General features: G+C 47.1%; 13 protein-coding genes and 2 pseudogenes. 9 read left to right on the top strand and 6 right to left on the bottom strand.

Annotated elements, in window-relative coordinates; translation table 11 throughout:
• From QUB66_RS19480 to QUB66_RS19460, 5 genes and pseudogenes are all read left to right on the top strand, one after another.
• Positions 1-1,328, top strand: a pseudogene (locus tag QUB66_RS19480) (filamentous hemagglutinin); the annotation flags it as partial.
• A 124-nt stretch (positions 1,329-1,452) separates the two neighbouring features.
• On the top strand, positions 1,453-4,068 hold the full coding sequence (locus QUB66_RS19475; protein ID WP_332969256.1) for a CHAT domain-containing protein: 2,616 nt from the start codon (positions 1,453-1,455) through the stop codon (positions 4,066-4,068).
• Positions 4,069-4,417: 349 nt separating this feature from the next.
• Positions 4,418-5,356 carry a gamma-carotene 1'-hydroxylase CruF gene (cruF, locus tag QUB66_RS19470; RefSeq protein ID WP_265234311.1) on the top strand — a complete coding sequence of 313 codons (939 nt, stop codon included), beginning with the start codon at positions 4,418-4,420 and terminating at the stop codon, positions 5,354-5,356.
• Between the two features lie 423 nt (positions 5,357-5,779).
• A complete protein-coding gene (cruG, locus tag QUB66_RS19465; protein ID WP_442923311.1) occupies positions 5,780-6,988 on the top strand; it encodes a 2'-O-glycosyltransferase CruG in 1,209 nt (402 codons plus the stop codon).
• Between the two features lie 265 nt (positions 6,989-7,253).
• Positions 7,254-7,502: a hypothetical protein gene (locus QUB66_RS19460; protein WP_332969259.1), complete on the top strand. Its 249-nt coding sequence runs from the start codon at positions 7,254-7,256 to the stop codon at positions 7,500-7,502.
• Between the two features lie 53 nt (positions 7,503-7,555).
• Here QUB66_RS19460 and QUB66_RS19455 read toward each other — a convergent pair whose 3' ends face one another.
• From QUB66_RS19455 to QUB66_RS19440, 4 genes are all read right to left on the bottom strand, one after another.
• Positions 7,556-9,220: a hypothetical protein gene (locus QUB66_RS19455; RefSeq protein ID WP_332969260.1), complete on the bottom strand. Its 1,665-nt coding sequence runs from the start codon at positions 9,218-9,220 to the stop codon at positions 7,556-7,558.
• 107 nt (positions 9,221-9,327) lie between these two features.
• The gene (locus QUB66_RS19450; protein WP_332969262.1) at positions 9,328-10,278 is read right to left on the bottom strand and encodes an ABC transporter ATP-binding protein; all 951 of its coding nucleotides are present in this window, start codon (positions 10,276-10,278) and stop codon (positions 9,328-9,330) included.
• Between the two features lie 446 nt (positions 10,279-10,724).
• Positions 10,725-11,597 carry a class D beta-lactamase gene (gene blaOXA / locus QUB66_RS19445; protein ID WP_265234316.1) on the bottom strand — a complete coding sequence of 291 codons (873 nt, stop codon included), beginning with the start codon at positions 11,595-11,597 and terminating at the stop codon, positions 10,725-10,727.
• Between the two features lie 220 nt (positions 11,598-11,817).
• On the bottom strand, positions 11,818-12,822 hold the full coding sequence (locus QUB66_RS19440; RefSeq protein WP_265234317.1) for a protochlorophyllide reductase: 1,005 nt from the start codon (positions 12,820-12,822) through the stop codon (positions 11,818-11,820).
• A 272-nt stretch (positions 12,823-13,094) separates the two neighbouring features.
• Here QUB66_RS19440 and QUB66_RS19435 point away from each other — a divergent pair.
• Positions 13,095-13,244 (top strand): annotated as a pseudogene (locus QUB66_RS19435) (hypothetical protein); the annotation flags it as partial.
• A 55-nt stretch (positions 13,245-13,299) separates the two neighbouring features.
• On the opposite strand, the gene QUB66_RS19430 reads toward QUB66_RS19435, so the two are convergent.
• Together QUB66_RS19430 and QUB66_RS19425 are read right to left on the bottom strand one after the other, a co-directional pair.
• Positions 13,300-14,418 carry an alkene reductase gene (locus tag QUB66_RS19430; protein WP_265234318.1) on the bottom strand — a complete coding sequence of 373 codons (1,119 nt, stop codon included), beginning with the start codon at positions 14,416-14,418 and terminating at the stop codon, positions 13,300-13,302.
• 151 nt (positions 14,419-14,569) lie between these two features.
• A complete protein-coding gene (locus QUB66_RS19425) occupies positions 14,570-16,408 on the bottom strand; it encodes an RluA family pseudouridine synthase (protein ID WP_332969264.1) in 1,839 nt (612 codons plus the stop codon).
• Positions 16,409-16,660: 252 nt separating this feature from the next.
• Here QUB66_RS19425 and QUB66_RS19420 point away from each other — a divergent pair, with 252 nt between their 5' ends.
• From QUB66_RS19420 to QUB66_RS19410, 3 genes are all read left to right on the top strand, one after another.
• On the top strand, positions 16,661-18,343 hold the full coding sequence (locus QUB66_RS19420; RefSeq protein WP_332969266.1) for a tetratricopeptide repeat protein: 1,683 nt from the start codon (positions 16,661-16,663) through the stop codon (positions 18,341-18,343).
• A gap of 286 nt (positions 18,344-18,629) precedes the next feature.
• A complete protein-coding gene (locus QUB66_RS19415) occupies positions 18,630-18,818 on the top strand; it encodes a hypothetical protein (protein ID WP_332969267.1) in 189 nt (62 codons plus the stop codon).
• A gap of 317 nt (positions 18,819-19,135) precedes the next feature.
• Entirely contained in the window at positions 19,136-19,447 is a 312-nt protein-coding gene (locus QUB66_RS19410; RefSeq protein ID WP_265234323.1) for an RNA recognition motif domain-containing protein, read from the top strand.
• Positions 19,448-19,804: the final 357 nt, after the last annotated feature.

Below are 19,804 nucleotides of genomic sequence, written 5' to 3'. Positions count from 1 at the left end.
TGCCATCAATTTTACCCTCGCTGATCCACGAATCAACACCAGTTTACTTGACGATAGGGCTTAACCGAGAAGTATTGGCAGGTGTCTCTGGAGTTTTGGCGAATAATATGGGTCAGATTCCTAGTTTTCTCGCCACTCAAACCACTACCTCGAATCGGGCAGGCGATATCCAAATTTACACCCCCGTGCTGATCCTGCGGGATGGAGGCATAATTACTGCGGCATCTTTAGGCGCGGGAGATGCCGGAAACGTCACGATTGATGCGGGTCGTGTAGAAGTCATTGGCAGTGGGAATAACGGTCGATTTATTAGTAAAATTGAGGCTTCTGTTGGCAGCGTGTTGACCTTTTCCAATCCCAAGGCTACGGCGAATGCGGGTTCGGTGAATCTGAATGTCGATCGATTGAGTATCCGGGATGGAGCGACGGTCAATGTCCAGGCGTTGGGAACCGGACGCGCTGGTAATATTAATGTTGTCGCCAACTCGATCGCACTGGACAACAAAGGCAGCATTAATGGCACGACTGTATCGGGTACAGGAGCAAATATCAACCTCCAAGCGCGAGATATCCAGTTGCGGCGCGGGAGCAGAATTACAACGGATGCAGGTAGTTCTGACGGTGGGAACATCAATATTAACAGCAGTCTTCTCGCTGGTTTACCCAAGGAAAATAGCGATATTACTGCTAATGCGCGATCGGCCGGGGGTGGTCGGGTTAATATCAATGTCCCCAATGTTTTCGGGTTTACAGCAGCCACTCGTGAACAGGTTCGAGGCAATTTGGGATTAACAGATGCTCAATTTACAAATTTGCAAGTAAGTCCTACTTCTCTAGTTCCTACCAGCGATATTGCGGCTATTTCCCAAAGTGGGGGCCCGGCTTTGCAAGGGACTGTTACATTCAGCGCTGCTGGGGTGAATCCCGCTCAAGGTTTAGTGGAGTTGCCGCAAAATGTTGTCGATCCGGCTGCATTAATTGCGGCAAATCCCTGCATTGAAGGGGGCGAGAACGAGTTTACAGTTACTGGGAAAGGGGGAGTGGCACCGAGTCCTAACGATGCCCTCAGCAGCGCAGAAACACCGTTTCCGTGGGTGGAAGAAGAAGGAAGAAGGAAGAAGGAAGAAGGAAGAAGGGAGGAAGAAGAAGGAAGAGGGAAGAGGGAAGAAGGAATGCGGGAAGAAATGGAGAAAAAAGCTTGGGAAGTTGTTCCGGCGCGGGGTTGGGTGGTGAATGCTCAAGGAGAAGTTACACTGGTTGGATACAATCCGGGTAATGCTGCTGACGATCGCCATCCTCGATCGCATTCTGTTTGTCCGCCGCGCTGACAAGATGTTTTTTACTGCGGATCAAGGCGGATCAACAGGGATAAATATTGGTGCTCATCTACGCTCCCACAGGTTTTGGTCTGGGGTTTTCAATCGATTTAAAATACAAGTGCTCTAAGCTTATATGAAGTTTACCCGATCGCTCCGACAAGCAATTATCTTATTTCTGATATCCTGTCTGCTAGCCGTGGCGATTCCTCCCGCAGTTGCTCAGATTCAGTCACCACAAGGAGTGCAGATTCTGAGACAAGCTCGAACTCTGTACGCTGCGGAACGTTTTTCCGAGGCTGTACCGCTGTTACAGCAAGCGGCGGCGCAGTTTGAGGCAAAAGGTCAAAATCTTGATCGCGCCACGGCTTTGAGCAATTTAGCTGCAACCTACGGGCAGTTGACACTTTGGGAACCAGCAGAAAAAGCTGTGAATTCGAGTTTGTCGGTGGTGCGGGCGCAACCGAAAACTCCTGAACAACAGCGGATTTTGGCGGAAACTCTCAACATTCAAGGACAGTTGCAACTTGAACGAGGGCAGACTCAAGATGCGATCGACATTTGGACGCAAGCTGCTAAAATATTCGAGCAAATCGATCGCAACAATCAACTTTTTCAAGTTCAAATCAATCAAAGTCGCGCTTGGGAAACTCTCGGACTTTACCCCAGAGCTTGCAAAATTTTGTTAGCTTCTTTGAACCTGGAAAACAAAACTTGCGAAGTTTTGCCCGCAGGTTTGACAAGTTTAAAAAATCAATCGTTTTCCCTGGAAAAAACTCGAGCAATTAATGCTTTAGGAAGGGTGATGCGGGTTTTGGGACAACTCGAACGTTCCAATGAATTGTTATTAACAGGACTGGAAGCGGCTCGCAATTTGGGTCTGAAAGAAGAGGAAGCGGCAATTTATCTAAATCTGGGCAATACTCAACGGGCGAAAAGCAATCAACCGGGTTTGAAAGCGCCACAACGGGCTGATTTGGAACGCTCGGCCTTAGAATATTATACTCGATCGGCAGAGGCTATGCCGGGGAAATCAACTATCGGGATGCAGGCGAGATTGAATCAGTTGAGTCTGTTGGCCGACAACCAAAATGCTTCGGAAGCACAAGTTTTGTGGCGTTCCATCGAACCTCAAGTCGCTCAATTTCCGTCGAATCGCGCGGGACTTTATGCTAAAATTAATCTAGCTCAAAGCTTGATGAAATTAGCTCAGTCGCCTGGGAAAACTTTGAGTTTTAGCGATATTGACAAAATGCTCGATCGCTCTCTGGAACCAGCAAATAGTTTGGGCGACAAACGAATACAAGCTTACATTCTGGCAGCTAAAGGCAAACTATCGGAAATCCAAAAGCAGTATGAGAAAGCCGAAAGTTTGACAATTCAGGCTTTGAGTTTAGCACCGGCGTTTCAATCTCCCGATATTGCTTACCAATTATTGTGGCAACTTGGACGGATTCGGAAAGCTAAGGGAGATGCAGATGGGGCGATCGTTCAATATACTCAAGCTGTGAATGTACTGTCTTCTCTGCGCGGTGATTTGGTGACAGTCAATCCCGAAGTGCAATTTTCGTTTCGGGAAAGTGCCGAACCGGTTTATCGGGAATTAGTCGGGCTGCTTTTGCAAGATGAATCCCCCAGTCAAGATAAGTTGAAACAGGCGCGCCAAACGGTGGAATCTTTGCAGTTGGCGGAATTGGATAACTTTTTTCGGGATGCTTGTGCTGATGCTAAACCAAAGTCGATCGAGGCAATCGATCCGACGGCGGCGGTGATTTATCCAATTATTTTAAGCGATCGTTTGGAGGTAATTTTATCAATTCCGGGCAAACCCCTGCGCCGCTACACGACTAAAAAGTCTCAAGCCGAGTTAGAAACTGCCTTCAGACTAGCTAAAAATACGATCAGGCCTTCTGCTTTTGTCCGCGACAGGTTGCCACCTATTCAACAGGTTTACGACTGGTTAATCCGCCCCGCAGAGGCGGATTTGACTGCCAGCGGGATTAAAACGCTGGTATTTGTGCTCGATGGTTATTTGCGAAATCTGCCAATGGCGGTGCTGCACGATGGCGAACAGTTTTTGATAGAAAAGTACAGTATTGCTTTGGCGCCGGGACTGCAATTGCTGGCACCGAAACCGCTGAGTCAAGTCAAGTTAAAAGTGCTGACTGGTGGCCTGTCGGAAGCGCGTCAAGGCTTCTCGGCTTTGCCGGGGGTGAAACAGGAAATTGAACAAATTTCAGCCCAGATGCCGGCGAGTGCGCTGCTAAATCAAGATTTTGTCAGCGGGCGGTTGCGCGATCGCATGAAAGCTTTGTCTTACCCGATCGTCCATTTGGCAACTCACGGTCAGTTTAGCTCGAATGCGGCGGATACTTTTATTGTGACTTGGGACGAGCGGGTGAATGTTAAGGAGTTCGATCGACTGCTGCGATCGCGCACTGGGGAGAAACAACAGCCGATCGAGCTTTTGGTATTGAGTGCTTGCGAAACTGCTTCCGGCGATAACCGGGCGGCTTTGGGTTTAGCTGGCGCCGCAATTCGATCGGGTGCCCGCAGCACAGTCGCGACCCTTTGGCAAGTCAACGACGAATCTACAGCTATTTTTATGACTGAGTTTTACCGACAGCTTGCTGCTGCTAAAACCAGCAAAGCTGAAGCCCTCCGCAACGCTCAATTAACCCTGCTGCAAAACCCAGATTATCAAAATCCCTATTTCTGGGCGCCTTTCGTACTGGTGGGGAATTGGCAGTAAACTGGTCAGTGGTCATTGGTCATTGGTCATTGGTTCTTCTCCTGGGTATCGATATCTAGAGGCTCTGCCTCGCCTGGGAAAAAATTTTTGGGACGGGCTCTCCGGCCAGTCCCAGCCACCAGAAAAAACCATCTTTGTGGGACGGGCATCTTGCCTGTCCCAGCTATTTTTGCAATCTTGTCTAGGCTTGTTGCAGCCAATCCGTTAATAAACTGGGTTTCTCGGCCCTGGGCGTAAATCTTGGAAAAATGCCTGTGCCCAGTTTGTGTTGGTTTTTTGTTAAAGATTGTTAAAGATTGTAAACTGTTAACGAGTGCTTTCTGCATCTGATATTTTTTCGAGGAGTCTTATGAAGCAACTTTTGATTGCTGAGCGCTTTTGCCTGATAGCCCACGTCTTATCAATGGCTTTTGGATTGGCAGGGTTGCTGCTGATTTTACCCCGCCCCGAATTGGTGATGAATTTACCGCCCGCTGGACAAACTTTGTTCCAATGGGGGATGGCTGGAGGTGGAGTAGTTTATATCATTTTTGGTGCAGCAGCGGTTGCTCTCTATGCCTTTCGGACGTTGGGTTTGGGCGCAACTCTGGCATTTTTGGTGCCTTCGGTGTTTTTATCTTTGAGTAGCGAGTTGTTGGGAACCAGTACCGGTTTTCCCTTCGGCCATTACCACTATTTGAGCGGTTTGGGCTACAAAATTGCAGGGCTGGTGCCGTTTACAATTCCCCTGTCGTGGTTTTATCTAGGACTGGTTTCATATATAATTGCTCGCGCTGGAGTCGCTGGTGGTAAAGGCGAACTGAACTGGGTGCGCCAAATAGGGGCGATCGCCCTTGGCGCTCTATTATTGACAGCTTGGGATTTTGTACTAGATCCGGCGATGAGTCAAACTTCTGTACCTTTTTGGGAGTTTGAGGAACTTGGGGCTTTCTTTGGGATGCCTTACCGCAATTTGGCGGGATGGATGGGCACGGGGGCTCTATTTATGTCTGTAGCAGCTTTCTTCTGGAGAAAAACGTCGATTAAATTAGAGCGATCGGAATTGAGTTTGCCCTTAATTGTTTATTTGGTAAACTTTGCTTTCGGAGCAATTATCACTGTCACTTCCTTGGATTCTCGGTTCTGGTTCCCGACATCGCTAGCTGTGCTTCTGGGTGTAGTTCCGGCGATCGTGTTAAGCAGGATTGCAAAACCCGCAGTAGATGACGTAACTGAAGCAATTCCATCTTTGGAATCTGCTCTCAAAGCTGAAATTCCATCTCAGCGCGTGGGCGCTTTGCGTAAGTAAGCGGCTAATGAGCAATCGCGGCTGATTTGGCAAAAATTTACACGAATTTTTCAGCTAGTTTAAAAACTCGGTTTTGACAAGAAACCGGGTTTTTTCAGCTAGAGATTAGCGGTAGGGTGCGTCAGGAAAAGTAATTCTCAATCATCACCGAAAATCTAATTCTGATGCACCATTTATTGCGGGCCTGCGTCAGTTGTGAGATTGTGAGTTTTTCCCGACAATATCAAGCTTCCGAGGCTCCCTACTTCACTCTTTTAAAAGTCAGATTGTGCTTAAAGGAACCCTATTGCGATCTAAGCAGGAATGTTTGAGCTACTTTAAAAACCCGGTTTCGGCAAGAAACCGGGTTTTTCAGCGATATTTTCAAGCCCAATTGCTGTAATATGTTTTAAGTCAAAATTTGATCAACTTCCTTATTTTAAATTGATTTCCCCCATCGCCCCCAACCTCCCAAATCTCTTGACAAGCATCATCCCTATCGCACTCCTGCTGCTGCAATTACCCGCCGCCGCCCTTTTAATGTCGCGCTTAATTAAAGGCCCATCGCGCATCCCGCCCCTAGAACCGGATTCGCCGACACTGGATATGCTTGGTGCTTGTACGGCGGTGGTGCCGACTTTGAACGAAGCAGAGAGAATTGCGCCTTGTTTGGAAGGATTGAGCCGCCAAAGTTACGAGCTCCGAGAGGCGATCGTAGTTGACAGCTATTCGGTAGATGGAACAGGGGATTTAGTCAAAGCTGCCGCCGAAAAAGACCCCCGGTTTCGGTTGATTAACGACGATCCGCTACCGACGGGTTGGGTTGGTCGTCCGTGGGCGCTGAATTGGGGTTTTTTGGCAAGTTCCGAGAAGTGCGAGTGGATTTTGGGGATAGATGCGGATACTCAGCCGCATCCGGGTTTGATTGCGAGTTTGCTCAAAACGGCTGCTGCTGGAAATTATGATTTGATTTCGCTGTCGCCGCAGTTTATCCTCAAATATCCGGGCGAGTTGTGGCTGCAACCTGCGCTGTTAATGACTTTGGTTTATCGGTTCGGGCCGACGGGAACTGGCGGCGATGTGCCGGAACGGGTGATGGCAAACGGTCAGTGTTTCTTGTGCAAGCGCGAGGTTTTGGTGGCTTTAGGGGGCTATGAGGTGGCAAAAGGTTCTTTTTGCGATGATGTGACTTTGGCTCGCTATGCTGCGGCTCAGGGCTTTAAGGTGGGTTTTTTGGATGGGGCGAAGGTGTTGAAGGTGCGGATGTATGAGGGGGCGATCGAGACTTGGAATGAGTGGGGGCGATCGCTCGATTTGAAAGATGCTGCTTCTAGCGGTCAAATTTGGGGCGATTTGTGGCTGTTATTCGCGGTTCAAGGTTTGCCGGTGCCGATCGTCCTGTGGTATTTGTTGTCTGGTTCTGTGCCTGCTGTGGGCGCGTTTCCGCAGTTTTGGCTGTGGGGATTGAATGTATTTTTGGTGGCGGTGCGATCGGCTTTGTGTTTTGCGATCGCTCCGAGTTACGATACAACTCAAGCATCGGGTAAATGGCTGTTTTGGCTGTCACCTTTGGCCGATCCGCTGGCGTTTGTGCGAATTCTGATTTCTGCTTTAAATCAGCCTACTCAGTGGCGCGGCCGCAAGTATAGTTAGTGACAAACCGAAAAAAATCGGCGGTTTCAACCGCGTCTACACAAACGATGTCAGCCGGACGCCGACTAAAGAGTAAAGATTCGTAGTGTCGCCATCGATTTTACTCAAAAAAAGACGAAAAATCTAGCGATCGACGCACCAGCACGCGCGATAATATTTGAGGAAACAAACTCAACGAAGAGTATTGTAGCAAGGATTTTTTAAATTGGTATTACTTGCACTACGATCCAGATCCACCTACCTCACTTAATTGAAAAAAGCTAGTATGAATCACGGTGAATTTTCTGGGACAAAAGCTCATAAATATATACTGCCTCAAGCAATTTCAACGCAACCAATTATTCTTGAAGACATCACAGAATTGAGTTATGAAAAACTCGACTTAATAGAACGCAATCACCCCGCATATGAAATAGTCATGTCTGAAGTTTTGAAAGATGCCTTTGATTCGGAATCATCAAATCGCATTAAAAAAGGAGAAGTCCATGACTGGCTCAACTCCCTTCTCGATTGAAACATCCGACAGTTTCCAAAATAGCAGGCGGTTGAAACCGCCGTTTTATTTTTTCAAGCCTTCAGCAAAGCTTTAGATGCCGATTCCCCAGCGATTCGGAGTTGCCGCCTCAATTGCAAATTCAGCAGCACCAACACAGTCCACTGGCCGAGGATTGAGAGCAAAATAGTATGTCCTGACGCGCTCTCCAGGGCCGACGATCCAAAGACGGGAAATACTAAAGACAGCCAAATGAAAGGAGCTTTTTCTGGGGTGAGGGAAAGCATATACAAAATAATTGGTGGTAAAGAGATAGCGCCTCCGACTGTACAAGCCGCCAAAACTGCCTGGTTTCGGATTTTTGCGAACATGAATAGTTGGGTAACAGCCGCGTAAATCAGGATGAGATTGATGAAGGTAATCATGCTCGGAAAAGCGTTGGGATTCACCAGCAGCCAAGGTATTAAAATCACTGTCGAACTGAGGAGATTGATTGCTATTGCAACTGATGCCGGACTTTTTTCACTCCAAATTAAATCTAGTATCGGGTATCTGCGCCACGATTTATGACTGCTGGGAACGATTTGTTTCCGATATCTCGCCCAATCGTACAAAGCTTGTCTTTCCGAGGTTAAAGCCGCAATTAAAGCTAAAAATACCATCAAATTTGGAATCAATAAAAAGGCGATACCGTCAATCGAGTACCTATTTGATTGGAGTGCAAACCCTAAAATTATTGACTGATAGCAAATCACCAGCAAATAACTTTGTCGCTTGCTCAAAACAGTGGCGCTGGGGTTGGGGAAACGGCGCTGCCATCCCTGCCACATCCAGTAGGTTGCCACCCCACAAATCAATAAAGATAAGGCGGTAGAAGCCAAAAGATTTTCGCCAACCTGCAAATGAAACCATTCGAGATCGTTGAATTTTTCAATTAACCCATTAAGGTTAGAATGGGATGACTCATTAACTTGATAAACTACCTGTTTGAGGACAGCAGCCGGAGACAAAAATGTTAGCAAATCAGCAGCATTGCCGACTGACGGTGCACAAAAAGCTGTGGTAATAAAAGTCAAAACCGCAGCGCTAGCCAACCAAGGTTGAAACCCTCCCAACCAACTGGTTGTTAAGCCAAATAGCATCGCGCCGCTGTAGAATAAAGCACAGCTAGCTACCATTGCTATGTCGAAACATAAAATATGATACAGAGGTATTTGAGCTGCTAATCCGCTGTAGACGTGGAGCGGTACAGCCAGAATTGCTGCGAGATACAATAAAATTGGGACACCGAGAATTTTGCCGAGAAAAATTGTGGTGGCAGATTGGGGACTGAGGCGAATAAAGTTGAGTGTGCCTCGACGTTCCTCTTTGTCTAAGTCGCTGACGAGTAGATAAGTGCCGGCTACTAAAAGTGCGATCGCACTAAATATGCTCAGCACAACAAATATTTGTAGCCACCAAGACGGCCAGTTAATGATAAAATTTCCTGCCGCATCTTTGATGCATATTATCCGCTTACCATTGTCATTTGATTCGGTGCAAAATCTGCTGGAATCAATGTAATTACCGACAGGAGTGGCAACGGGTAGCTGGGCGCGCCAATACAAGATTAGCAGCAGTTGAGCGCTGAGGGAAAAGGCGCTGACGATCGCAATTTTGCCCATTTTCAGCCGACCTTTGAGTTCTCGGAATAACTGGGAATTCCAGTTACCAATTGTATCTAGTATGTTTGTGTTCATAGGTAATTGTTTTGAGTTATGAGTGAAAAAGTCGCCCTCAACTGTCAACTGACAACTGTCAACTGTCAACTGTCAACTGACAACTGTCAACTGACAACTGTCAACTGTCAAGATGCTTGTTTGTGTCCCATCTTGAGGAAGATAGTTTCTAGGTTTTCTTGAGTGCAGTGAAATTCCGTGAGGGGAATGTTAGCATTGACGAGCGATCGCAATAAATGTGCAGCATCTTCCCGGCTTCCCGAAAAATGAGCGCACACCTGCTGAGTTTCCGGCAAGATTTCCCAACTTTCTACCCAAGGAAAGTTTTTGAGTTCCGATGTCAGCGCTGCTAAATCGCCCAAAGTTGCCATAAAAATTTGCTGTTTTCCGAGGCGTTTGTAAAGTTCTTGCAAAGGGGCGCTTTCGACAAGATAACCGAGTTCCATAATCCCTACCCAGGTGCAAAGTTCGGCTAAATCGCTGAGAACGTGAGAAGATATGACTACGGTCATGCCGGCTTGTTGCACAGCTTTGATAATTTCGCGAAATTGCGATCGCGCGATCGGATCTAAACCCGAAACTGGTTCGTCTAACAGCAGCAACAGCGGTTCGTGAATAATAGTTCGTCCCAAACTCAGGCGCTGTTTCATCCCCCGCGACAGAGTGGAAATTAAGCTGTTGCGTTTGTTGGTTAATTGCACGAGTTCTAAAACTGCATAGATGCGTTCTCGGCGGCGGGGTTGTCGCAGGTTATACAATCGAGCAAAGTAATCTAAATAATCCCACACAGTCAGGTCGTCGTACAGCGGAAAATCGTCGGGAAGAAAACCGATGTGCTGTTTGAGAGTGGGATTAGATCGATCGCGCAACAAGGGACAGCCGTTGATGTAAATCTCCCCTGTAGTCGGTTCTTCAGCGGCGGCTAACATTCGCAACAAGGTAGTTTTGCCGGCACCGTTGGGGCCGATCAGCCCGCAAATTTCTCCGGCGGCGACTTGCAAATCGATGTCATTGACGGCAATATGGCGATCGAATTGTTTGGTGAGTCCGCGAGTGTCTATTGCTAATTCTTTTGCCATATTTTAAAGGCGAGTGAAATTTGCTGCGTTTCGTGCCTAGTTCCAAAGCTTGCAACTAGCTTAGCCTTTTGATACAGCAGTTGTCACCTGCATTTCGCAAAATAAATTGTTAAGTATTAAAAAGATTTTGAGTTTTGGTAAGGTTGGGAAAAAGGTAATTGGTAATTGGTAAACTTATTGCGTGATTTTTTGAGCGATCGGGAAACCGCAGATCGAGGCAGATTAACACAGATAAGCTGTTACTCATATAGATAGATTGTGTATGGCGATTGAGGGGGAGAGGGGGAGAAAGGGAGAGGGGGAGAGGGGGAGAGGATTTTTGATTGTCATCAAAATATACAATTTAAATGCACAACAGCTTACACGCAGATGTTTTTCAAGATATGAAATGGTAAGATTTTAGAAGAACTACCCACACGCTTTTTATTAGAGAACAGATAAAGCATTTACAGCAGCCCGATATCCTTCAAGCATTGGCGCGTTAACTCGATTCTAACTGCTCCATCCTTTGTACTGCGAATGTCAATGTTTGTTGCAAAAAAGTAAGCGTTTTTATTCTGCTCTAAATAACCGACATACCAGCCAATTTGAGTCTCTGTTTGCTCTCCAAAGCCAGCCCAGCCTGTTTTTGCCCTGATTGTGTAATCGGGGGTTTGTTCGACAATCATGATATCTTTAACTAGAGAGAGCGATCGCTCGGAAAATGGTAAATCGTTTTTGTGGAGACGGCGCAAGAATTGAATTTGCTGGTTGGGTGTGATTCGCAGTTCTCCTTCTAACCAAAATTTGTCAATATCATCTTTTTTTCCAATGTTTTGGTTGCCATAATCGGCTTTTGCTACCCATTTTTGCATTTGCTCGTGTCCGACTCGGCGCGCGAGAACTTGGTAAAACCAGACGGCGGAAAGTTTGATGGCTTCTCTCATGTTCAAGTCTCGATTCCAGGCGGGAATTTGCCTTTCAATTCCATCCCAAGTTAGAATTGCAAGTTCATTGGCAATTACGCCGGTTTCTAAGGAAATCAGGGAGTTGAGAATTTTAAATGTAGATGCGGGTAAAAAAGCTGTGCTGTTGCGCTGCGGGTTGTGTTGATAAAGCCGATCGCTATTCAAGTCATAAATGGCGATCGATCCTTCTACTCCTAATTCTTGAAAGTGCCGTTCAAAATTAGTTGTTTGAGCGACATTTCCTCCTCGAACTCCGAATTGCTGCGCTGGAGTTGGTGCGGTTAAGGCCGATCGCGATGGCTGAATTAAAACAGCAGCAATGCAGCTTAATGCGATTAAAATCAGAGCGATCGCGCGAAATATTCTGTTCATAAATTTTGATGTATAAGGTGCGTCAGACTTAGGTTGTGTAAGAAATAATTAGATTTTTGGCTTGACGCACCCTACAATATATGCTCATTTTTGCATTTGTAGTACGATCGTCCCCACTCGCGTGATTGACACTCGCGATCGGGGACGATCGCACTCTTGAAATCGCACTCTTGACGACGATTCAAATATATAATTCCGATGCAACCGGAAACGAGATGAATTATGCAGAACGACCCGCACTAGCAGCACCCATTTGGGCCCCGTCAGCCAATCCCACCAACTTAGCGCTCAACTCCCACATCCGCTCAGCTTTTTCATCATCGCGGGCTTGCGGAGAAACCTTCTGCACAAAAGATTTGCCATCTTTTTTCTGCCGATTTCCCCAACTCCAATAAGCGCCAGATTGCTTGTATTCTGGATCTGCAACCACCATCGCTAACCTTTCGCCCGCCAACTCCTGCGACACATAACCGCCGGTGATATTCTTCTGAAACAGCGGGAAAAGCTTCTGAAATAAAGGGTAGTGATTGCGGAAAAGTGGCGTATCCGCGACGCATCCCGGATACAGCGAAGTGAAATTAATCCCCGTGGATTCGTGAAAGCGGCGGTGCAGTTCCCGCATCGTCAGCACGTTACAAACTTTGCTATCTTTGTAAGCCTTGACTGGTTCAAACTTCTTGCCATCAACCATCGAAATCGAGTCTTTGAAACCCGCTTCAAAACCCTCAAACTTGCCCAAATCCGGGCGTGGCGGAATCTTGCCGCCCAACTCGTCTGGATTGTGAGTTACAGTTCCCAAAATCACGATTCTGGCATCTTGATAATACGAAGGCTTCATACTATCCATCATCAGGTTGCATAGTAGGAAATGACCAAGGTGATTGGTAGTCATCGTCAACTCGTAACCTTCAGGGCTTCGCAGCGGTTCCTTAATCAAAGGCATATAGATAGCCGCGTTGCACACCAAAGCGTCTAGAGGCTTGTTGCTTGACTTGAATTCCCTAGCAAATCGGCGCACGCTTTCCAAATCGCCCAAGTCAATCTGCATAATCGTGAAACTGCCTTGAGGTATGCCCAACTCTTGGGCGGCATCTCCGGCTTTGCGCACGTCGCGACAGGCCATGACTACGTGCCATCCTTTGTCTGCAAGGGCTTTAGCGCCGTATAATCCGACGCCGGAGGATGCGCCGGTAATGATAACCGTTGACTTGTGATTTTGTGCCATTTTCTTAAAAATGCTTCGATCGCTACTGATTATTTTGGGGTATCTCAAAAGCTGAGCTAGCAGCTCGGATCTTTTGAGATACCCTCAGGTTAATAGGATAGGCCCAAACGTTCTAGATCTCAACTGTTACAATAAGTTTAGACTTTAGTATTCTGCGAGGAGCTATGCAGTCGATCGAGCAACTGACAGAATAAATATTATCTTTACTTAATGAATCAAGGGCACTCCTTGCAGACAAATTGGTAGAAAGCTGAGAATTCGACACCGACTCAGCAATTCAGGCAGTTTGGATTACTGAAGCAAAAAGACGCAGAGACGAGGTTCGGGATGCTTCAGTGCAACCGATTGCAGGCGAAGAAGCTTTGGCTCAAGTTAGGCGACTGATTGGGAGTTTTGCATATCTTACTGGCATGGCTTCCTAACCCACGAAAGCGGTTGCGATACTTGATATCGCTCCGCCCCGTGCGATCGACTAAACTAAGAAATAGCTGCCGGTTCCTGATAAGTAGGAAAGTCAATATAACCTTCCGGGCCAAAAGAATACCAGACGCCAACTTCCGCAGGCGGATTGAGCGGCCAACCATTAGCAAAACGCTCTACCAAATCTGGATTGCTGATAAAATCCCGACCAAAAGCAATTAAATCCGCAACTTCGCTGCTCAAGGCCGTTTCAGCCTGTTCTTGAGTATATCCGCAGTTGCCAATCAGCGGCTTGGAAAACACATCGCGAAACTCTCCTATCACCATTTGCGAACCCAATTCATGAAAGCCAAAAGCTAAACCATCCACCAGGTGAAGATAAGCTAAATCATAGGCATTTAACTGACCCGCGAAATACAGAAAATCTTCCCGATATTCGGGAGAACCCATATCATTGTAAACACCGTTGGGAGAAAGTCTAACTCCAACTCGGTTGGCAGGCAATACTGTCAGAATCGCCTCCACAATTTCTTTAAGAAAACGGTAACGATTTTCGACTTTGCCGCCATAGGAATCAGTGCGGTGATTGGTTTTAGTTTGCAGGAACGTGTCAATTAAATAGCCGTTAGCCGCGTGAATTTCTACACCGTCAAAACCTGCCATTTTTGCCCGTTCTGCGGCCTTGCGATAATCTTCCACAACCAGCGAAATTTCATCTGTTAAGAGAGCGCGGGGAGTTTCGTAGGGTTGTTTGCCCGCAGGGGTATGAATGCCTTCTCCGTTGATTTTGATGGCAGACGCTGCAACTGGTAATTGATTGTTTTCATGAAAATTACTGTGGGAAGCCCGCCCGCAGTGCCAAAGCTGCATGAAAATTGGTGTTTCGCGGGCATGAACCGCAGTCACAACTTGTTTCCAAGCTTCGCCTTGCTCGTCTGAATAAATACCGGGCGTATTCAGCCAACCATTAGCTTGAGTAGAAATCACCGTAGCTTCTGTAATGATTAAACCAGCGGAGGCCCGCTGAGCGTAATACTCTGCCATCAAAGCATTGGGCATCCGCGTTTCACCAGCTCTGCTCCGTGTCAGGGGTGCCATGACTACCCGGTTTTTTAAGGATAAATCTCCCAATTTGAAGGGACTGAGTAGGAGTGGAGAAGTTGTTGGGGTATTCATGGTTTTGGTATTTTTTCAACTGAAGAATCAGGGAAATTCAGAGTTCGATCGCTTATGAGCATAACTTGAATCGATCATCGATCGCCCGCAATACTAACGGCATCACACATTTGCGATCAATTATCGCTCGTTGTGCGCGATCGCCCTTTTCTCAAAATGGCGTCGCCGCCCGTAAGTGCAGCCTCGATCCCAACTGCGGATGCTCAAAGGAAAGCTCCCGCGCGTGCAAGTGTAGCCGGCTCGCAGCAGCGCGACATCCGTACAGTCGATCGCCCAAAATCGGTATTCCCAACCCTCGAACATCCGCTGCATGAACCCTCAATTGATGCGTGCGCCCCGTCAGTGGCAAAAACTCCACGCGATCGTAATTTCCCTGTTGCGCCATTACCCGAAAGCGAGTAACGCTGGGTTTTCCGAACTCCCAATCAACTTGCTGAAGCAGGGAATTTTCCGCGTCTTCGGCGATCGGCAGTTCGATCGTCCCCGCCTCTATGTTGACAGTCCCCGAAAGCACTGCTTCATAAACTTTGTGAACCTGGCGTTTCTCAAATTGCTGCCTGATTTGACTGGCGGTTTCTTTGTCCCGTGTTAGCAGCAAAATCCCAGATGTTCCTAAATCTAAGCGATGCACCGCAGTCAGTTCTAACCCATCCGGTAACAAGTTCCGCAAGCGACTTAGCACGCTATCTTGATTTGCCAAATAACGGCCGGGAACTGACAGCAAAGCTGAGGGTTTGTTGATCGCAATCAACCATTTATCTTCATAAACAATCGGCAGCATTTGCTGGTAATCAGTGATTGTACTGCGATCGGTAACAGGCAAGATGCCCGTTCCACCAGAATTTTTCTCACTTGTGGGGCGGGCTTCTAACCCGCCACTAAAATGCTGATGTGAAAATGTTTGCGATCGGACTTGTGACCGAGTTTTGTGATTAGCCGACGATTGAAAATCCGGGTAAGCTTTCGGTTGCGAAATACTTGGATTTGGCGACAATCCTGACAGCAAAAAACCCATGAGTGGCTGACATCGATCGCCACAAGCACCGTAAAATTCTCCCTGAACCTTATCCCCCGATGGCGGCCCCCACCAAAACTCAGCCATTGCTAGCGGTTTCAAATTGTGTACTGCCGCGCAGTGCAGCAATTTTGGCGCGCAGCAGTCACCGGTGCCAGTGGGAATAGAATTAGCTGGCATCAATTCCTGGATCGATCGCGATTTTCCCAAAAAATTCACCAGAGTGTAAGCCGCGTGCATCTGCGTCTGAAGTTCGCGGGAAAGTTCTTTTCGCTCCTGTTTCAGCGTCCGCATCCGCCCGTCAGCAGCTTCAATTAATTGTTTTAGTGGCTGCAATATTTCATCCCGCTGCCGTTTCAATTGCCTCCGTTCAATTCCCTCCAAACGGCTGGCTTGATTCAGTTCTTCCAATGCAATTAAGAGTGTTTCTCCTGCGATAGTTTGACACAGCAACTGGCGTTTTTCGTCTCGCTGCTGCTTGCAATTGCGGTGGCGCTCATTCAAAACTTGCAATTGCAATTCAAACTCGCCCAATAAAGCCGTATAATCCTGTCGCTGCGGGAGTTGATTCAGTGCAATCAGTTCCTGTTTCATCGCCTCCAATTGGGCCAACGTGCGGGCTTCCTCGAATGCAACTCGCGATCGTCCTGGAATCGGCGGCACCCAGCCGTCAACAACGCTGCAACCGTTCAGCATCCCGGAAAATGCTTTCAGAATCCGCTGTTCCCCCCAAGGCATCTCCACCAGCAATATACCGTACATCTTGCCCTCGGTAGTGCAGGAATTGTCAGCAGCCAGGTACTGCATCAAGCCCCTGGCGATCTCCTCAGACATTTGAGTGCGGGGCAGTCTCAGCAGATCCCCGCTTTGAGGACAACGGCCTTCGTACCAATAATTGCAGGAAAGGTCGATCGACCCCGAATTACGATCTGTAAAGCAGTCCGTGAAATCTAAAAGTGCGTGCACAAATAACATATTAAATTTGATTTGAAATCTGAATCAGGACATATTTATTTTGGTCCTGCCTGTATTGTACAGTCGTCTACCGAAAGTGGGGGGAGTGCATAATTTTATACACATACAGTTAAGTAAACATAATTTGTCACAGCAGACCAGACCTGATATGGTAGATTGGTTTCAAAACAGCAACGAGTTAAAATAAAGCATAAGTTAATATATTAAGACCGCAAGCTTGTTAACCCACTAAATTTTATATATGTAAGGCGTATGCCAGACTTCTCGACGAATGCCACGGAAAACTCCTCAAACCCCCAACCAGCTTTGCTGCCGCCGATTTTAAGAATTTTTGCAGCATTTCCAGATTACGATCGGGGTAATAGACAGTACGCCTCGGGAAGGTACGAAGCGGCAATCATTTGCTACGGAAAAGCGGTGCAAATTAAGCCGGATTGGACTCGGGCGTGGCTGAATCTGGGCAAAGCTTACAAGCAACTGCACTCCTGGGCAGAAACGGTGGCCTGTTGCGATCGAGCGATCGCCATTAACCCCGAAGAATATTGGGCCTGGATGCTCCGCGGGACAGCACTGTTAAGTTTGCAGAATCACCCGGAGGCGATCGCAACTTTCGACAAAGCAATTGAAATCAATCCAGAAAAGCACGAAGCTTGGTATCAGCAGGGCAGAGTTTTAGAGGAATTGCAGGAGTGGGATAAAGCAGCAACCTGTTACAAAAAAGCCACCCAAATTCATCCAAATTTGCCCGCGATGTGGTATAGGCAAGGCAGCGTATTACTGCAAGCCTCGCGCTACCCTGAGGCTGTGGCTGCCTACGATCGCGCTCTCAAACTCGTCCCGAACAATTGGGAAGCTTGGCTAAACCGAGGTTTGGCTCTGATGAAGGCCGAACGCTACGCTGAAGCTGTAACTTCTTACGATCGCGCCATTCAACTGCAACCACAAAACAGTCTGGCTTGGTTCAATCGGGGCATTGCTTCGGCAAAATTGCACAAATATGGAGAAGCAGTCACAGCTTACGATCGCGTGCTGCAACTCCAACCCAACGACTGCGAAGCTTGGTTGTATAAAGGCATGGCCCTCAAACACCAGTGGCGCGATGGGGCAATTGCTTGTTTCGATCGCGCAATTCAAATGAATCCTGCTTATCCCGAAGCATGGATCGGGCGCGGTCAAACACTGTCAGAATCAAGAGATCATGAAGGTGCGATCGCTGCTTTTGACCAAGCGATTCAAATTAATCCGAATTTCCCCGAAGCATGGCTGGGTAGAGGTATCGCCCTAGCAGAAATGGAACGCTACAAAGATGCGATCATCGCTTACAGCAATGCCCTCCAAATTGAAGGTAATTTTCTAGAAGCTTGGAATTTGCGAGGCGAAGCACTCGAAAAATTGCAGCAATACGAAGAAGCGATCACCTGTTATGATAAAGTAATCTCTCTCAGTTCAGAAGCAGAAATTACATCAAAAGTAGGCTTGCAGCAAGGCGCAGCGCTAGAAAAATTGCAGCGTTACGAAGAAGCCGTCGCAGCTTACAACCGCGTCATTAAAAACGTGCCAGACAATTTTGAAGCTTGGTTGAAACGTGGCAACGCCCTGTCAAATTTGCAGCAGTACGAGCAAAGTCTAGCATCATACGATCGAGCAATTACTATCTGGCCAGACAGCTATCAAGGCTGGGTGCAGCGAGGTTTGATGCTAGGGAAAATGCAGCGCTATTCCGAAGCACTCGTCGCTTTTGACCAAGTGATTCAACTCAAGCCGGACAACTGGGAAGCTTGGGCGCAGCGGGGCGACGTTTTGCAAAAATTGCAGCGGACTCAAGATGCAATTAGTTCTTACGGAGTCGCCCTAGAAATCAAACCAGATTACTACGAAGCTCTAGTAAGTCGAGAAGAATTGAGACTCAAAGACGCAATCCCAGGAAAATGGTAAGGGGGAAGAAGGAAGAAGGAAGAAGGAAGAAGGAAGAAGGAAGAAGGAAGAGTTGACAGTTGACAGTTGACAGTTGACAGTTCACCTAAGGAAGTAAGGAAGAAGGAATAAGGAAAAACTTACTGAGATATATCTTCTTCTCTCTTTCTCTGGGTTCTCTGCGCCCTCTGCGGTATATAAAAAAAACTAATTAAACCCTAAAATAATGTTAATCTATTCCGATCAAGTGCGATCGCAGAAGTGATTAATTATAGGCAAATATTAACAGATCCAACTGACAACAAAAATGACACAATCAGACAACTCGATCGCAGTTGCGAGTTCCACTTCCCAACAGCCACGCGAAAATTCGCTACAGCAGGCAGATCAGGCAATTTCCGAATTTGAAAGCTCGAACCTGCTCAGCTTTTGGCCAGCTTTAAACAAAACCCAAATCATCGCCGAAATGCGATCGCGCATCCACGATCCTTTCTAAGTAAATCAAGGTGGACAGCCTTTTTTCGGCCCCGCTGCCATCACCAACGAAAAATTTCAGCCATCAGCTCGATCCCGCAGCAAAAAAACAAGGTGATGGGCCAATAGTGCAAGATGTCAGTTATCAAGAATACTTTCTGTGGGAGATTGCCCGACAGCACCCTAAATTAAAAATTAGCACAGGCAATTGCTGATTCTGCTGACTTCATGTTATAGTAGTTTTTCAAGAATTAAATTCGGTTGCGTAGTTTGTTGGTATTTATTTACAAGCGTCTCTCCGAATCTAACTCTCTGCACCCTAATGATTCTGGAGATTTTATGTCGATTTACGTTGGTAATCTTTCCTACGAGGTATCATCAGAAGACCTCAGCCAAGTATTTGCCGAGTACGGTACCGTTAGCCGGGTTCAACTGCCAACGGACAGGGAAACAGGCAAGATGCGGGGTTTTGCTTTTGTTGAAATGGCAAGCGAAGCAGAAGAATCAGCAGCCATCGCAGCCCTAGACGGTGCTGAGTGGATGGGCCGCGACTTGAAAGTCAACAAAGCTAAACCTCGCGAAGACAACAAACGCTCTTCGGGTGGCGGCGGCGGCTGGGGCGACAAGGATCGCTCTTCACGACGCTACTAAGCTTTGAGACTGAAAATCTGAGTTTTGGTGGTTGACAGCAGGTGCGAATGCTGATTTTTTAGCGGTTTGTGCGATCGATCCGCCAAATAAAACTCCCAAACCTTTAACTCAGTTTAGCCTCCTCCTTCGAGGGGGCTTTGTTTTTGGCGAAAAATCCCGCCAGGTAAGCCCTTGGCACACTTCCCAGCCTAACTCGCGATTCAGTATCTTCTTAACTGCTTTTTTCAAGAAGCTTTCGGGATTTCTCAATTCAACTCCTGTAAACTATCAAACGAGAATTAAGCACAAAGAAAAGTTACAATAACCGCAAAAGTGATATTGCTCAAAAAAAACAATCTTTACTGAAAATTAGCCTAG

This window comes from Microcoleus sp. A2-C3 (assembly GCF_036706065.1).
Classification (GTDB): domain Bacteria; phylum Cyanobacteriota; class Cyanobacteriia; order Cyanobacteriales; family Microcoleaceae; genus Microcoleus.
The sequence above is the reverse complement of the archived record's forward strand: the minus strand, read 5'-3'. Positions and strand labels throughout refer to the sequence as shown.

Excerpts from the sequence above, each read along its gene's own strand:
- QUB66_RS19475 (WP_332969256.1), top strand. The coding sequence starts at position 1,453 with ATGAAGTTTACCCGATCGCTCCGACAAGCAATTATCTTATTTCTGATA.
- cruF (WP_265234311.1), top strand. The coding sequence starts at position 4,418 with ATGAAGCAACTTTTGATTGCTGAGCGCTTTTGCCTGATAGCCCACGTC.
- QUB66_RS19460 (WP_332969259.1), top strand. The coding sequence starts at position 7,254 with ATGAATCACGGTGAATTTTCTGGGACAAAAGCTCATAAATATATACTG.
- QUB66_RS19455 (WP_332969260.1), bottom strand. The coding sequence starts at position 9,220 with ATGAACACAAACATACTAGATACAATTGGTAACTGGAATTCCCAGTTA.
- QUB66_RS19450 (WP_332969262.1), bottom strand. The coding sequence starts at position 10,278 with ATGGCAAAAGAATTAGCAATAGACACTCGCGGACTCACCAAACAATTC.
- blaOXA (WP_265234316.1), bottom strand. The coding sequence starts at position 11,597 with ATGAACAGAATATTTCGCGCGATCGCTCTGATTTTAATCGCATTAAGC.
- QUB66_RS19440 (WP_265234317.1), bottom strand. The coding sequence starts at position 12,822 with ATGGCACAAAATCACAAGTCAACGGTTATCATTACCGGCGCATCCTCC.
- QUB66_RS19430 (WP_265234318.1), bottom strand. The coding sequence starts at position 14,418 with ATGAATACCCCAACAACTTCTCCACTCCTACTCAGTCCCTTCAAATTG.
- QUB66_RS19425 (WP_332969264.1), bottom strand. The coding sequence starts at position 16,408 with ATGTTATTTGTGCACGCACTTTTAGATTTCACGGACTGCTTTACAGAT.
- QUB66_RS19420 (WP_332969266.1), top strand. The coding sequence starts at position 16,661 with ATGCCAGACTTCTCGACGAATGCCACGGAAAACTCCTCAAACCCCCAA.
- QUB66_RS19415 (WP_332969267.1), top strand. The coding sequence starts at position 18,630 with ATGACACAATCAGACAACTCGATCGCAGTTGCGAGTTCCACTTCCCAA.
- QUB66_RS19410 (WP_265234323.1), top strand. The coding sequence starts at position 19,136 with ATGTCGATTTACGTTGGTAATCTTTCCTACGAGGTATCATCAGAAGAC.